Genomic DNA, 14,896 nt, shown 5'->3' with positions numbered 1-14,896 from the left:
CCGGATGCCTTGGGGCTAATCAACATTCATGCCAGCGCGAGCCGGCGACCGAAGACGGCCAGGAGTTCGCGGTAGGCCGCGCACTGGGCCAGGAAGGCCGGCATGTCCGCGGCCTGGTCCCGCGACTGGTAGCGCCACATGGGATTGAGCACGCCCAGAGCTGGGCTGCCGGCAAAAATATCCTCGAGATTGCGGCAGTTGGCCAGGAATCTGGCCTTGACGGGCGAATCCGGACGCAGGGCCAAGAGCCGCCCCTGCTCCTCCAGGAGGGTCAGCATGAGGACGCAGCGTTCCAGTTCCGCGGCCAGGCTGCGACGGAAGTCTGAGTCCCGGCCGGGCCAGACCGGACAGATTTCATCCTGGCTCCGGTCAAGAAATTGACGATAGACGTCGCGCTGAATCCCGATCCAGAGGCTGCGGTCTTCGTGCCCATGCCCGGACAGGGAGACGAGGTCCATGTAGCCCCGTCCGTCGCGGCGGGCCGTCCAGACCCTGGCGGGGAACCCGGCCGGAACCGTCCTCTCGCCGGACATGGCCGACGCCAGCAGTTCGCCGACGGCCCCGCCGTCCACGGCCTCCCGGCAGGCCAGCCCGCGGGGGCAGCGCTCGCCGAAGGAGCACGGGTGGCACGGCAGGTCAGGCTCCAGGCTGATGGAGCCCTCCAGATAGGGGCCCGTGTCGAAGGGCTGGGCCGTGGCCAGGAAGACCGCGCAGACCGGCACGCCGAGGCCGGCCGCCAGGTGCATGGTGCCCGTGTCGTTGGTCAGCAGGAAGTCCATGCGCGAAAGGACCGCGGCCAGGGTCGGCAGGTCCGTGCGGCCCGTCAGGTCCGTGCAGGGGTAGTCGGCCAGTTCCGCGAACCGGCGGGCCAGATGCCCTTCCGCAGCCGTGCCCAGCAGCACCGGCGTGCGGCCCGTGCGGGACCGGATCACGCGCCCCGCCCGGACGAAGGCCTCCACGGGCCAGCGCCGGTAGTCCTGGCTGGCCCCGAGCTGGAAGGCCACATGGCCGCCCGTTGCGTCCGCCAGCAGGTCGGCGGCCCGGGCCCTGGCGTCCTCGTCCGGAGTCCGAAGCCGGTATTCGCCGGGCTCGAGGCCGGCCACGCGCTGGAAAAGATCCACCAGGTTGAAGGGGCTGCAGCCGCGATAGGTCGAGGCCGCCTGCAGGAAAACGGCCCACGGCGAGGAGTACTGCCCGAAGCCGTCGCGGTCCAGGCCGAAGCCCTGGACGTCGCCGCCGTGGCAGGCCCGACCGAGGAGGCGGCCGGCCAGGGTCGGCGTGAGGTTCAGGACGCTGTCCGGCGCGCCGGCCCCGGCCAAGTCCAGCCAGGCGAACAACTCGGCCGCGGCCAGGGTCCAGTCCTGGCCCAGGCGCGCCAGAAGCCTGGCGCCGGGCAGCGGGTGAACGCCGTCGACATCGCGCAGCAATGCCGCCGCTCCCTTGAAAGCGTCGAGGCAGACCAGGCTCGTTCTGGACCCGCGACCCTTGAGCCCGCTGAAAACGGGCTGGGTCTGCAGGAGATCGCCGAACCGGGTCAGATTGATGACCTGGGTGTGCATGCGGTGGGATCAAACAAAAGGCGTGCCAAGACGTCGACTCCCCTGCCCGGGGGCAGGACGGCCCTACCCGGCCTCGTCCTTGTCCAGGACCTCGTTCTTGTAGGCTTCGAACCGGGACGCGGCCCGGACGGCCGTGCCGACGAAGGCCAGGAACGAGAAGAAGATAAGGGAGATGTTCAGGATCAGCCACCTGTCCTGACGCAGGTCGCGGCCCATGAAGTTCTGGTCGGGCACCAGGTAGTAGAATGCGGCGGACAGGGCGCCGGCCAGCACCAGGGCCGCTATTTCGAAGATCAGCAGGTACTTGCCCGAGAGAAGCATGAAGAGGATGCCGTTGCGCACGCCCTGCAGGAAGAGGAGCTTCTTCTCGAGGGCGGCGAGCCCCTGCTCGGCCTCGCGCATGGCCTCGTGCCCCTGCCGGAACTTCTCGGGCACATACAGGTCCAGGTGGCTGATGAGGCTGAGCTTCTCCCCGCAGGCGTTGAACAGCTTGCTGAAGGACCCGAGCATCGACGGGAACGGGAACCAGGACGCCTCGCGCTGGATGGACTTGAGCCGCTCCAGGATGGTCTTGCGCCGGGCCGACAGTTCCTGGATGTCCTTCTTGACCCTGGCCTGGATGTCGGCGCGGATGACGATGGTGCCGCGCAGGAGCCTGGCCATGGAGGCGTAGTTGTTGACCCCGGCGTAGCTGTTCAGCTCCTCGATGCGCTCGTGGAAGGACTGGTAGGCGTCGTGGTCCACGGGCAGCCACTTGGCCAGAAGGTCCGGCAGATGCTCCACGGAACCGATGACTTCGGCAGCCTTGGTCCGCGCCTCGTCCCACACCTCCCACAGGTCTCCCAGCAGGTGGGATCGGCCCGACTCCAGCTCCGGGTCCAGCAGGACGGCGCTGAAATAGTCCGGGTCGTCCCTGAGCAGGTCGCGGATCACGGCCTGGGCCTCGTTCAGATAGCCGGACTTGATGAGGCAGACGGCCTGCCGGTACCTGGCCCTGGTCAGGCCGGGGGATTCGTTGCAGGCCCGGCTGTAGAGCCTGATGGCCTCCCGGAAGTCGCCCGAAACCTCCCGCAGGCGGCCCTGCAGCACCTGGATGTAGGACCGCTGCAACCCCGTGTAGGCCAGGCTTTCGGCCTCCTCCCAGAACCCCGCGGCGCGTTTGAACTCGTCGCGTTCCATGGCCATGAAGCCCAGCAGAATCCGGGGCTGATAGTTCTTGGCGGACTTGAGCACGAAGCGGTCGAGCTTCTCCATGGCGCGCTCCTGGTTCCCGGCCCGCATGCCGTCCAGGGCGTCGCGGAGGTCCTCGTCGACCTGGGGGCGCTGGTCCTCGATGCCGCGCGGCCACTCCTTGCCCCTGGCCTTCCAAACCATGGCCATCATGCGCAGCTGGCAGACCAGATTGACTTCGAACAGGGCCTGCACCGTCAGGGCGTGATCGCCCTTTTCAGCCACGAGGGCCGTGAGCCCGCGCAGGACGTCGGGCGCAAGCTGCTGTTCCAGGGCCGACATGATGCCCGGCAGGGCGTTGAGGTCGATGCGCGCGAAGCGGGACATTTCGGACACGTGAACATTCCCGGGCTGCAGTGTCCTGGTCGGGCACTTGCGGGGCATGTGCGAACGCAGGCCGCAGTAGAAACACGGGCTCTCGGAACCCGACACGAGGCTGGTCGGCAGGAAGATGTTCAGGCGTCCGTGCCTGCGCCCGCCCTTGCCCGACTGGAAGCGGACCTGGAAGAGATCCGAGAGCTTGGAGCTGTCCATGGACTGCCGCGAGTCCCCGGGGGTGATCCGCGGATCCGCGATCTGGTAGATCGTGGACAGGGGCAGGTGCAGCGTGTTGGCTTCCAGGGGCTCAAGCATATAGCGGACCTTGGACGCGAAATCCGGCGAAAAGGACTGGTCCCCCGCCTCCACGGCCATGTACTGGCACGGCCACGGCGGGTTCTCCTTGTCCTCGAGCAGGGTCAGGAGTTCCTGGGTCAGGCGGGCCATGGCCCGGGGGGACTGGACGCGCAGGACGACGTTCTGGTCCTCGGCGTGCAGGAAGGAAATCTTGAGCTGCGACAGGACGGTCTCCAGCCGTTCGAAATACCCGCGCCAGCCCTTGGAGAAGAGCTTGTCCTGCCGCACGCCCTGGGGGCGGATGACCCACAGCCAGCTCATGCTGAAGGACACGCTGACCTGGTCGTTGGCGTCCAGCTCGAACCAGTCACCGGTCAGGCCGTCGGGGTTCTGGACATGCTTGAAGGACAGGCCGGCCAGACTGCGCCCCACCTCCCGCAGCCGGGCGCTGACGCGGACCGTGAGGCGCTTGGGGAACTCCGCGCAGAGGCGCTGCAGCTCGGACTTGACCTTAAGGGACTGCTCCAGATGCTCATCCACAACCAGGCTGGCCTCGAAGACCGTGATGGCCGTGGCCATGGGGTGCAGCCGGGCCCAGTTGTGCAGCCGGGCCAGCCCCAGCATGACCTCCGGGGCCGGGAAGAACCACAGGGACTGCGTGTTCTCCGCCGCCAGGGACCAGCCCCCGATGTCCGTCAGGGACTGGAAGAAGCTTGCGGGCACGGCCTGGGCGTGCACGAGCCAGCAGGCATAGCCATTGCAGAGAAGCCTTGGCTTCACGCTTTTCGTGACCCTGGTCAGAAGGGATTCGATGCAGGTCATGCGCTCCTCCAGCTGCGTGGACTGCGGGGCCGGTTCATTCGGACACAACCCATGGGCCAACATGACACGCGGTCACGCCGAGCGCAACCCGCTGACCCATTGCGGCTTGACGGCGGGGGGCGCTTTTCCTAGTCAAAAACCCTGACCGCAACACCCTCCATGCAAGGAACGCGCATGTTTTCTCGATTCTTCCGCGACGAACGCCTGACCATGCTGCACCGTCTGGTGGACCTAGCCCTGGAGGAGGACGGACGGGACCTGACCTCCGAAGCCCTGTTCCCGCCGGCGTCCATGCTCCAGGCCTCCATCGTGGCCAAGGAGGACGCCGTGCTGGCGGGCCTGCCCCTTATCTCCGTGGTGCTGGGGCGCATGGGCTGCGCCGATTCCGTCGTGACCATGCTGGCGTCCGACGGAGAAACCGTGGAGAGCGGCCGCGAAGTGGCCCGTATCCTGGCCCCGGCACCGATCCTGCTCAAGGCGGAGCGGGTCATCATGAATTTCGTCTGCCATCTCTCGGGCGTGGCCACGGCGACGCGGCGCTTCGTGCAGGCCGTCGAGGGCACGGGCGTGCGGGTTCTGGACACGCGCAAGACCACGCCCGGACAGCGCTACCTGGAAAAGTACGCGGTGCGCATGGGCGGAGGCCACAATCACAGGGCCAACCTCGAAGAGATGATCATGCTCAAGGACAACCACATCGACCAGGCCGGCTCCATCACCGAGGCAGTGCGCCGGGTCAGGGAGGCCTACGCCCTCTGCCCGCCCCTTGAGATCGAGTGCCGGACCATCGAGGACGTGCGCGAAGCCGTGGCCCTGGCACCTGAGCGCATCATGCTCGACAACATGCCGCCCGACACGGCCGCCCGGGCCCTGGCCCTCATCCCGGCCCACATCGAGTCCGAGATCAGCGGCAACGTCACGCTCAAGACCATCCGGGCCCTGGCCGAACTGCGGCCGACCTTCATTTCCACCGGCGCCATCACCCACTCCGCCCCCGTGGCGGACTTTTCCATGCGCCTGACATCAACCCACAGGGGGCACGCATGACGCCGACCCGAATCATCACCGAACGCAAGGAAGCCCTGGGCGCAAAGCTCTGCATCCTGGCCCACCACTACCAGGCCGACGACGTGGTCCGCCACGCCGACATCCTGGGCGACTCCCTCGAACTGGCCCGGCGCATCGACGGGCTGGGCGCCGAGCACATCGTCTTCTGCGGCGTGCACTTCATGGCCGAGACTGCGGCCATCCTGGCCAGGCCCGGACAGAAGGTGCACATCCCCGACGAGGACGCCAGCTGCGTCATGGCCGACATGGTGCCCGCGGCCCTGGCGGAGAAGGTCCTGGCGGCCCTCAACCGGGACGGGGCGCGCATCATCCCCCTGACCTACGTCAACTCCTCGGCCGCCGTGAAGGCGGTGTGCGGCAGGCACGGAGGCAGCGTCTGCACGTCGGCCAACGCCAAGACCATGATGAAGTGGGCCCTGAACCAGGGCGACGGCGTGCTGTTCATGCCCGACGCCAACCTGGGGCGGAACACGGCCCACGCCCTGGGCATCGACCCTGCCCGCACCCTGCGCCTCGACGTCCGCGGGCAGGGGCGTCACGTAGCGGCCGCCGACCCGACAACGAGCATCTATCTTTGGCCCGGCCTGTGCGCCGTCCACGCCCTGTTCCACACGGAGCATGTCTCGGCCGTCCGCCGCGACGAACCCGGCGCCCTGATCCTCGTCCACCCCGAATGCAGCCCCGAGGTCGTGGCCATGGCCGACGGGGCCGGATCGACCTCGTACCTCATCAAGGCCGTGGCCGAGGCACCTGCCGGCAGCACCATCTACGTCGGCACCGAGTGGAACCTGGTCAACCGGCTGGCCCTGCGCCACACCGACAGGACCGTCCGCCCCCTGCGCACGGCCCTGTGCTCGAACATGGCCAAGATCACCGAAGAAAACCTGGCCCGCACCCTCACGACCCTGGACACGGCCGAACCCGTGCGGGTCGACGACGACATCGCCCAGCCCGCGCGCATCGCCCTGCAGCGCATGCTCGACGCCTGCCGATAGGACACATGCCATGACATCCTCACGCATGAAGACCGAAGTCCTGGTCATCGGATCGGGCATCGCCGGCTGCACCGCGGCCCTGTGCCTGGCCGACAAGGGGCGGGAGGTGACCCTGCTCTCCTCCGGCGCCTCCCTCGACAACGGCAACACCGCCCTGGCCCAGGGCGGCATCATCTACAAGAACCCCGAGGAAAACCCGGAACAGCTGGCGCGGGACATCACCAAGGCCGGGTGGGAGTTCAACTACGCCGACGCCGTCAGCCATCTCTGCGAGGAAGGACCGAGGGCGGTGGAGCGCATTCTCCTGGACCGCGTGCAGGTGCCCTTCGACCGCACCGAGAGCGGAGACTTCTACCTGACCCGCGAAGGCGGCCACTCCGTGCACCGCATCCTGACCTGCGCCGACTACACGGGCCGGGCCATCCAGGACAGCCTGGCGAGGGCCGTGCTGGCCCACCCCAACATCCGGGTCCTGTGCCGCCGCACGGCCATCGACCTGCTGGCCACGCGCCACCACTCCACCAAGCTCGAGTACCGCTACCAGCTGAACAACCAGTGCGTCGGGGCCTACGTCTTCAACGGCGAGACGGGCGAACCGAACACCATCCTGGCCGACTTCACGGTCCTGTGCACCGGCGGCCTGGGACAGATTTTCCTGCACACGACCAACACCTCCTCGTCCATCGGCTCGGGCATGGCCATGGCCCACCGCGCCGGGGCCACGGTCATGAACCTGGAGTACATCCAGTTCCACCCCACGGCCCTCTTCCACCGTTCGGACCGCAAGTTCCTCATCTCCGAGGCCGTGCGCGGCGAAGGAGCCAGGCTCTTCAACGTCAAGGGCGAGCGCTTCATGGCCCGCTACGACGAACGCATGGAACTGGCCCCGCGCGACATCGTGGCCCGGGCCATCGTCGACGAGATGCTTAAAAGCGGTGAGGACTGCGTCTTCCTGGACGCGGCCAACTACGTGGACCAGAACCTGCGTAAGCGGTTCCCGACCATCTACGCCAAATGCAAGGAGACTGGTATCGACATGTCCAAGGACCCCATCCCGGTGGTCCCGGCGGCGCATTATTCCTGCGGCGGCGTGCTGGTGGACAGGCGCGGGCGCAGCACCCTGGAGGCGCTGTACGCGGCGGGCGAGATCGCCTGCACGGGCGTGCACGGGGCTAACCGTCTGGCCTCGACCTCGCTGCTGGAAGGAGTGCTGTGGGGGATGAGCGCGGCCGACGACATCAACCGGCGCTATGCGGAAAATTCATGCGCCCTGTGCCAGCGCCTGCAGGACTCCATCGCGGACTGGATCACCTCCGGCAAGACCGAGATGGAGGACCCGGCCCTCATCAACCAGGACTGGGCCACCATCCGCAGCACCATGTGGAACTACATGGGCATCGTGCGCACCACGCCGCGCCTGGAACGCGCCTTCGAGGACCTGCGCAACCTCAACAAGAGGCTGCACACCTTCTATCGCTCCATCCGCGTGTGCAAGGAATCCGTGGACCTGTTCCACGGCTGCCAGACGGCCTACATCGTGACCACGGCGGCGCTTCGCAACAAGACCACGCGCGGCTGCCACTACCGCAAGGATTAGACGGGACCGGAGAAATCAGAGGGGGTTGGAGCGCGCTTCCCCGACCAGGCGGCGGAAGGCCGACGCCCCCTCCCCGGCCTCCATGGAGGCCACCTCCGCGCCCCTGACCTGCAACCAGGCCACCAGCAGCCCCAGACCGACCAGATTGCGCTGGATGTACACGTCTTCCCCGCCGCTGCGCGTGGCCGTCAGGTAGTTGCCCCGCGAGTCCACGGCGAACCCCTCCGCCTCCAGGACGGCGCGCACGATCTCGACCCGCCGGACCCTTTCCCTGCTGCCCTCCCCGCCGAACATGCAGCGGAACTGGATATAGCCGGGCACCTCGTCGTCGCACCGGCATTCCACGACATACAGATTCTGCTCCAGCCGCAGGGTGCAGTGCATGAAGCACTGGGCCAGGACCGCGTAGCTGCTGTAGTGCGGCATGGGAGAAGCCTCGCCGTGCGGCGCTTCGCCGTGCTCGGGCACGGGCCAGGTCACGACCGGGTTGACGAGCCCCAGGAGAAAGGACCAGGCCGGGGTGGAGCGCACGTCCTCCATGGAGATGACCGCACGTTCCGCCGCCGTGGGGAAGAGGCCGCCGCCGAGGTTGAAGGCGTTGATGACGACCGGAATCTCAAGGCGCATCTGCTTGATGCCGGTCAGGCCCCGTGCGGGCTCGCCGGCGAAGGCGAAAATCTGGGAAAGGCCGCGCTCCAGGCAGAGGCAGACCAGATCGTGCAGGGACCGGCACTGTTCGGGCCGCAGCGCCTCGCCCTGGGCGCGGAAGACGTGCAGTTGGCTGATTCGCGGGACAACCTGCCCCAGACGGCGCAACAGGGCCCCGGCGTCGGGGTCTCCCCGCCACAGGTCGCAGGAATTCGCGGCCTCCTTCCCGCCGGGGTAGACCAGCACCGTCAGCGGGTGCTCCTCGTCGGCAAGGCCCAGGCCCAGGCGCAGGGTCAGGGCCGACGGCGAGAACTTGCAGCACACCGCTCCGATCCAGGCCGTGAAGAAGTCGGCCGCCCGCACCCCGCCCTGCCTGCCGATGAGCACCGCGTCCTCACCGCTGCCGGCGAGCACCAGCACCTCCAGCAACCCGCTGCCCCTGGCCAGTTCCATGGCCTCGATCTCCAGTTCCGCGCGCAGGCGTTCGGGCAGGTCTGCGGACAAGACCATGGACACGAGCTTCTCGCTCACGGCCTCCACCAGGGCGTCGTCGACGAGATCAAGCTGTCGCAGCAGGGCGTCGAGCCGCGGACGCAGATCGTTGGCCTCGACGAGATACTGGTACAGGGCGGGCGTGATGACGAGCCCGGATTCACCGGCCGTATCAGGAAGGTGCATGCGGACCCAGGCCAGCGGGTGCCCCGAACGGACATCGGGGATGGCTGCGAGATAGGGAGGGGTCGCCGCGATGGGCGCATGTTCCGTGGACATTCTGGCGTAGAAGGCGAGTTTGGCGTACCAGTCGTGCGCATCCATGAACTCCACGGGGTTCATGGCCTGCAGGAGGTCCACGAGTTTCCGGATGGCGATGGTCAGCCTGCCGGTCAGTTTCGAGATCATGCTCCAGTCCACGACCCTGTCGCCCGCCAGGAGATCGTCGTAGTAGGCCAGCAGTGAGAAGCAGAACGCCGACTGCCTCTGGATGTCCCGGAATGCGTTGTATTTGACCCGGGGAATCGAGCCGGGCGCGAACGTCTCGAAGGTCCAGTGGGAGAAGAGGCCGAAATCGCCCATCATCCCTCCCCGCCCCGCCCGGACACGAGGCCCGCAGCAAAGCACCGGACGTTCACGATCCCCCGCCTCATGGCTTTTCCTTCCCCTCCGGGCCATCCGTTCCCTTCACGCCCGCCTCGTCGGCATCCTGATCCGGCGAAGGCTTGAGCAGATCCACGAAGGACAGCATCTCCTCGCCCTTGCCGTGCTTGGTCCATTCGAGGACCCGACGGTAGGCGGGCGACAGGCGCATGAGCTTACCGTAGGCGATGCGCGCGAAAATGTAGATCGGTATGAAAAAGAACGGGTAGAAAACGCTCTTCCCCACTCCCGGAATCGAGAAGGGCAATTCCATGGGGATGCCGCCGAAACGCATCTCCATCCAGGCGAGAGCGAACGGCAGGGGCCAAATGGACAGGGCGAACGCTCCGGCCTGACTGAAAAAATACTTGCCGAAGGCTTCGTGGGCCTGCTTGTTGACGGCCTTGTAGGCGTCCTTGTCGGAATTGCGCAGCGCCTTGACCGAGAGGTTGTGATGCTTGACCATTTCGTCGTGATAGGCGCCGTAGACCTTCCTGTTCAGCCTGCGGGCCAGAATGGAAGTGACGTCGCCGAGCATCACGCACGCCAGGTTCAGAATCAGGGACCCGATCAGGAAACCCGCCCAGGGTTCGTCGGACACGCGGAATGCCCAGACCACAAAAGGATCGAGGGCCACAAGAAAATCCCGGAACATACCCATAGGTTCGTCAGTCCTTGATGATAAAGTGCGAGGACGGTCCCGCCATGCTTCGACCCAAAGCCTTATCCGACTACGACGGCCTCGACAATTGTGAAAAGGGAGAAAAAAAGGCCCCGGCGTGAACCGGGGCCTTCGCGACAGCCTGCAAGAGGGAATCGACTAACCAAAGATCTTGATGTCGAAGAAACCGCGCAGAACGTAATCGATGCCGACGTAAAGGGCCAGCACGATGAAGATGCGCTTGAGCAGCTTGTCGGAGAGGTACTTGGACGTGTACGGGCCGACGATGGAACCGATGGCGATACCGACCATCTCGGTGCCGATCAGGGCCCAGTCGATGGGGGTGCCCTTGGTCATGAGGGTCACGATGCTGGTGATCATGCTGACCAGAACGGCCAGGGCGGAGGTGCCGGCGGCCAGGTACATGGGCAGTTCGGTGATGGCGGTCAGGAAAGGCACCAGCAGGAAGCCGCCGCCGACACCGAGGAACGCGGCCACGGCGGAGATGACGACGCCGCCGACGATGGGCAGGATGGGGTTGAAGCTGAACTCGACGCCGCAGAAGGTGAAGTCGACCTTGGCGATGCTCATGCCGAGAATCTTCACGCCGGTCGGGGCCGCGCCGCTGCCGGCCTTCTGAGCCTTGACGGCGTCTTCAAAAGCCTTGGCGGCCTGCTTGGCCTTGCTCTTCTTGGCCTGACCCGCGGCGGAAGTATCCCAGAACAGGAACATGCCCAGGCCCAGGACGAACAGACCGAACCAGCCCTGGTACTGCGAGAAGGACACCTTGCCGGCGGTCAGGGTGGCGGAACCCCAGGCGCCCAGCAGGGAGCCGACGCCCAGAGCGATGGCCAGAGGGAACACGAGGCGGCCCATCTTGCCGTAGTTGATGGAAGAGATGAGGGCGGACAGACCGACCAGGAACTGGTTGGATGCGCGGATGGAGTCCGTGACGGTCTTGTTCAGTTCGGGAGCGGTGCTCTTGAAGGTCTTGGCGTAGGCGCCGAGACCGAAAACGGTCATGTGGCCGACACCGGCCATGACGCCGCCGAATGCGCCGACGGTGGAGAAGATCCAGCCGACCCAGATGGCCCAGATCAGAGCCAGGATGACGTTGACCTGCGGGCCGCCGGGGATGCCCAGGAAGCCGGCAGGCTTGGCGGGGTCGATCTGGCCCTTTTCGGTGCCCACGGGGGCCTTGGCAATGGCTTGCTGCAGCTTGTTCCCGGCAGGAGCGGCGGCTTTGGGCGCTTCAGCGGCGGGGGCGGCGGCAGGAGCGGCGGCCTGTTCCACGGCCTTGGGGGCCTCTGCCGCGGGGGCGGCCTGCGGGGCGGAAGCGTTGTCCTGGGCCCACAGGGGCGCGGATACACACGCCAAGGCGACAAGTGCGGTCACGATCATGACATAAAAACGTTTCATAAAACCTCCCTTTCTCTCCCGTTGTACAAAGATGTGGTTCTTCACCGGAAATTTTCCTCGCCATCGTCGACAGAGCGCCTTTGGAGACGAAAACACTCGAAAATTGTTCCGCCCCTGTATCACCATCAGCGAAAAATTGGCAACTTACTTCTTTCCGCCACAGCCCTTGCACCTTTTGTCACGTTTTTCACCAAAAGACATCGTTGATTCCTGTCTTTCCGCGCCCGATTTAGTTAAATTTTTCACAAGTGCGGTTGCCATATCGCCGCTCTGCCCATCGAAAAGCACCATCTTGGATCGTAACAACCTTGTTTTCCGAACAAAAAAGGCGCTCCGAAGAGCGCCTTTTGTGCTGACTGTCCGAGCAGGGTTCAGGCTGCTGCCGGCTTGGGAGCATCCTCCACGTCGACGCGCGGCTTGAAGAACCCGAGGACGGGGGCGGCGACGTAGATGGAGGAGTAGGTTCCGGCCAGGACGCCCAGCAGCATGCACAGGGCGAAGTCGTGGATCACGCCGCCGCCGAAGACGTAGAGGGCCAGGACGGCCAGGAAGGTCGTGCCCGAGGTGATGATGGTCCGGGACAGGGTCTGGTTCACCGAACGGTTGATGACCGTGTCCAGCGAGGGAGAGACCTTGGCCCGGAGATTCTCGCGGATGCGGTCGTAGACGATGATGGTGTCGTTCAGGGAGTAGCCGACGATGGTCAAGAGCGCCGCGATGATGGTCAGGTCAACGTCCTTGTTCATGATGGAGAAGAACCCCAGCGGAATCATGACGTCGTGGATGAGGGCGACCATGGCGCCGAGGGCGTACTTGAGCCGCAGCACCACGCACAGCACCAGGGTGGCGACGGTGGCGGCGATGACGGAGATGCTCGTGGGCGCGTTCAGGAAATCGAGGACGTAGACGACCGTGGACAGACCGGCGGCCATGAGTCCGGCGACCATCCACTTCTGCTCGAAGCGGCCGGAAATGTAGGTCGCGATGAGCAGGACCGCGTAGAAGATGGCCTGCAGGGCCTTCTCGCGCAGATCGGCGCCGACCTTGGGCCCGACCATTTCCAGACGCTGGATCTCGTGCGTCCCGGCCCCGAACTGGGCGTCGAGCCCGGCGGAAACCGCGTCGCGGACCTGGTTGGTGGTCTGGTCGGCGAAGGAGACGCGCAGCAGCACCTCGTGATCGGCGGCGTCGCCGAAGTCCTGCACGACGAGGCCGGGCAGGACAGGGCTGTTCAGCGCACCGCGGACCTTGTCGAGTTCGGCATCCTGGCTGAACTTGACCTGGACGTTGAAACCGCCGGCGAAGTCGATGCCGTACTGCGGCCCGCCCTTGAAAAGCAGGGACAAGGTACCGGCGATGAGCAGCACCGCGGAGAGGACGTAGGCGTATTTGCGCAGCCCGACGAAATCTATGCTCGTGTCGTGTCTGATGAGTTCAAAGGACATGGTCGGCTCCTTAAATGCTCGGTTGGGTTCCGGGCTGCCGTCTGGCCAGCCAGGCGTCGAAGAAGATGCGGGACACGAAGATGGCCGTGAACATTGACGCCAGGATGCCGAGCGTCAGGGTCACGGCGAAGCCGCGCACGGGCCCGGTGCCGAACTGGTACAGGATGACGGCGGCGATGACCGTGGTCAGGTTGGAGTCGAGGATGGTCACGGTCGCGCGGGAAAAGCCGTTATGGATGGCCGAGGCAACGGATTCGCCGTGCCGCAATTCCTCGCGGATGCGTTCGTAGATGAGCACGTTGGCGTCCACGGCCATGCCCAGCGTGAGGATGATGCCGGCGATGCCCGGCAGGGTCAGGGTAGCGCCGAAGGCGGCCAGGCCGGCCAGGATCAGCAGGATGTCGAGGACGACCTCGAAGGAGGCGATGAGACCGGCCCTGCGATAGTAGACCGACATGAAGACCACCACGAAGACGCCGCCGATCAGCGCGGCGATCATGCCGGCGTCGATGGATTCCTGCCCCAGGGAGGGGCCGACCGTGCGTTCTTCGAGGATCGTCACGGGCGCGGGCAGGGAGCCTGCCCGCAGGACGACCGCCAGGTCGTGGGCCTCTTCGGTCGTGAACTGGCCTGTGATGGAGGCGCGTCCGCCGCCGATGCGGTCCTGGATGACCGGGGCGGAGTGAACCGTGCCGTCGAGCACGATGGCCAGGCGCTTCTTGATGTTGGCGCCGGTCACGTCCTCGAAGATGCGGGCCCCGCGGGCGTTGAAATTCATGCCGACATAGGCCTGCCCGTAGGAGTCGAACTGCACGTTGGCGTCGGTGATGTACTCGCCCGTGAGCACGACCTCGGTCTTGAGGACGATGGGGGTCTTGACCTCGGCCCCGCCGCGCTTGTCGACGAGATAGGCCAGCTCGCTCTCGGCGGGCACCTTGCCGGCCACGGCGGCCTGGACGTCAGCGCCCTCGTCGACCAGCTTGAATTCGAGATGGGCCGTGCGGCCGATGATGTTGATGGCCCGCTTGGGGTCGTCGAGGCCGGGCAGCTGGACGATGATGCGGTTGTCCAGCTGCTTGCGGATGTCGGGCTCGGCCACGCCGAACTGATCGATGCGGTTGCGGATGGTCTTTAAGGCCTGATCCATGGTCAGGTCTTCGAGATATTTGACGTAACTTTCCGTAGCCGTGAGCACGTAACGCATCTGGCCGTTTCCGGCGTCCTCGCGGGTGGTCACCTCGAAGCTGCCGAAGCGGGCCTTGAGCAGGTCGTCGATCTCCGGCTGCTGTTCCTTCTTGAGGAGTGTGAACTCGAGTTGGCGCGTCCCCAGCTGACGCGGCCGCAGAACGGGCACCTTTCTTTCGCGGGCCTCGACCCTCAGATCCTGTCCGACGCTGGTGATGGCGTTGGACAGAGCGGTGTCGAGGTCTACGCCCAAGGTCAGATGAATGCCGCCCTTGAGATCCAGACCGAGGTTGATTTCGTCGGACGGCAGCAGGGCCCCCAGCGAAGAAGTGCGAACCGAAGGAATGGACGGCAGGACGTAAATCAAGGCCACCACAATCACGAACGCGGCAAGCAATGCCCTCCAGCGCAAACTACCCATGAGCGTCATCCTTATCCAAGGCAAACAGGTTAGGTGTGTCGTCGACAAAAAACACGCACCGGGGGCGAAACCTCCGGCTACGCGTACAAAACAAGGC

General features: G+C 65.8%; 10 protein-coding genes. 3 read left to right on the top strand and 7 right to left on the bottom strand.

Going from position 1 to position 14,896, the window contains the following annotated elements; translation table 11 throughout:
* Window positions 1-26: 26 nt before the first annotated feature.
* Together ACZ5AC_RS02865 and ACZ5AC_RS02860 are read right to left on the bottom strand one after the other, a co-directional pair.
* The gene (locus ACZ5AC_RS02865; protein ID WP_464249456.1) at window positions 27-1,559 is read right to left on the bottom strand and encodes a glycosyltransferase family 9 protein; all 1,533 of its coding nucleotides are present in this window, start codon (window positions 1,557-1,559) and stop codon (window positions 27-29) included.
* Between the two features lie 63 nt (window positions 1,560-1,622).
* A complete protein-coding gene (locus tag ACZ5AC_RS02860) occupies window positions 1,623-4,226 on the bottom strand; it encodes a tetratricopeptide repeat protein (protein WP_464249455.1) in 2,604 nt (867 codons plus the stop codon).
* Window positions 4,227-4,400: 174 nt separating this feature from the next.
* Here ACZ5AC_RS02860 and nadC point away from each other — a divergent pair, with 174 nt between their 5' ends.
* Genes nadC through nadB form a run of 3 tightly spaced genes read left to right on the top strand, consistent with a single transcriptional unit; the run spans window position 4,401 to window position 7,886 of the window.
* Window positions 4,401-5,273 carry a carboxylating nicotinate-nucleotide diphosphorylase gene (nadC, locus tag ACZ5AC_RS02855; RefSeq protein WP_464249454.1) on the top strand — a complete coding sequence of 291 codons (873 nt, stop codon included), beginning with the start codon at window positions 4,401-4,403 and terminating at the stop codon, window positions 5,271-5,273.
* On the top strand, window positions 5,270-6,289 hold the full coding sequence (gene nadA / locus ACZ5AC_RS02850; protein ID WP_464249453.1) for a quinolinate synthase NadA: 1,020 nt from the start codon (window positions 5,270-5,272) through the stop codon (window positions 6,287-6,289). Before nadC ends, nadA begins: the two co-directional genes overlap by 4 nt.
* A gap of 10 nt (window positions 6,290-6,299) precedes the next feature.
* Window positions 6,300-7,886 (top strand): L-aspartate oxidase, encoded by a 1,587-nt coding sequence (gene nadB / locus ACZ5AC_RS02845; protein WP_464249452.1) that lies wholly within the window; start codon window positions 6,300-6,302, stop codon window positions 7,884-7,886.
* Between the two features lie 15 nt (window positions 7,887-7,901).
* Here the strand turns inward: nadB and ACZ5AC_RS02840 are convergent, their stop codons facing one another.
* From ACZ5AC_RS02840 to secD, 5 genes are all read right to left on the bottom strand, one after another.
* The gene (locus tag ACZ5AC_RS02840; RefSeq protein WP_464249451.1) at window positions 7,902-9,608 is read right to left on the bottom strand and encodes a hypothetical protein; all 1,707 of its coding nucleotides are present in this window, start codon (window positions 9,606-9,608) and stop codon (window positions 7,902-7,904) included.
* Window positions 9,609-9,675: 67 nt separating this feature from the next.
* Window positions 9,676-10,305 carry a hypothetical protein gene (locus tag ACZ5AC_RS02835; RefSeq protein WP_464249450.1) on the bottom strand — a complete coding sequence of 210 codons (630 nt, stop codon included), beginning with the start codon at window positions 10,303-10,305 and terminating at the stop codon, window positions 9,676-9,678.
* Between the two features lie 183 nt (window positions 10,306-10,488).
* Window positions 10,489-11,748, bottom strand: coding sequence for a sulfite exporter TauE/SafE family protein (locus tag ACZ5AC_RS02830; RefSeq protein WP_464249449.1), 1,260 nt, complete (start codon window positions 11,746-11,748; stop codon window positions 10,489-10,491).
* A gap of 371 nt (window positions 11,749-12,119) precedes the next feature.
* On the bottom strand, window positions 12,120-13,193 hold the full coding sequence (secF, locus tag ACZ5AC_RS02825) for a protein translocase subunit SecF (protein ID WP_464249448.1): 1,074 nt from the start codon (window positions 13,191-13,193) through the stop codon (window positions 12,120-12,122).
* A 10-nt stretch (window positions 13,194-13,203) separates the two neighbouring features.
* Window positions 13,204-14,799 carry a protein translocase subunit SecD gene (secD, locus tag ACZ5AC_RS02820; protein WP_464249447.1) on the bottom strand — a complete coding sequence of 532 codons (1,596 nt, stop codon included), beginning with the start codon at window positions 14,797-14,799 and terminating at the stop codon, window positions 13,204-13,206.
* Between the last annotated feature and the right edge of the window lie 97 nt (window positions 14,800-14,896).

It is taken from the genome of Desulfomicrobium aestuarii, from assembly GCF_055385525.1.
The sequence above is the reverse complement of the archived record's forward strand: the minus strand, read 5'-3'. Positions and strand labels throughout refer to the sequence as shown.

What these genes read in the sequence shown, in the direction of transcription:
- nadA (WP_464249453.1), top strand. Translation starts at nt 5,270, where the DNA reads ATGACGCCGACCCGAATCATCACCGAACGCAAGGAAGCCCTGGGCGCA.
- ACZ5AC_RS02860 (WP_464249455.1), bottom strand. Translation starts at nt 4,226, where the DNA reads ATGACCTGCATCGAATCCCTTCTGACCAGGGTCACGAAAAGCGTGAAG.
- secD (WP_464249447.1), bottom strand. Translation starts at nt 14,799, where the DNA reads ATGGGTAGTTTGCGCTGGAGGGCATTGCTTGCCGCGTTCGTGATTGTG.
- ACZ5AC_RS02840 (WP_464249451.1), bottom strand. Translation starts at nt 9,608, where the DNA reads ATGGGCGATTTCGGCCTCTTCTCCCACTGGACCTTCGAGACGTTCGCG.
- ACZ5AC_RS02865 (WP_464249456.1), bottom strand. Translation starts at nt 1,559, where the DNA reads ATGCACACCCAGGTCATCAATCTGACCCGGTTCGGCGATCTCCTGCAG.
- ACZ5AC_RS02830 (WP_464249449.1), bottom strand. Translation starts at nt 11,748, where the DNA reads ATGAAACGTTTTTATGTCATGATCGTGACCGCACTTGTCGCCTTGGCG.
- nadC (WP_464249454.1), top strand. Translation starts at nt 4,401, where the DNA reads ATGTTTTCTCGATTCTTCCGCGACGAACGCCTGACCATGCTGCACCGT.
- secF (WP_464249448.1), bottom strand. Translation starts at nt 13,193, where the DNA reads ATGTCCTTTGAACTCATCAGACACGACACGAGCATAGATTTCGTCGGG.
- nadB (WP_464249452.1), top strand. Translation starts at nt 6,300, where the DNA reads ATGACATCCTCACGCATGAAGACCGAAGTCCTGGTCATCGGATCGGGC.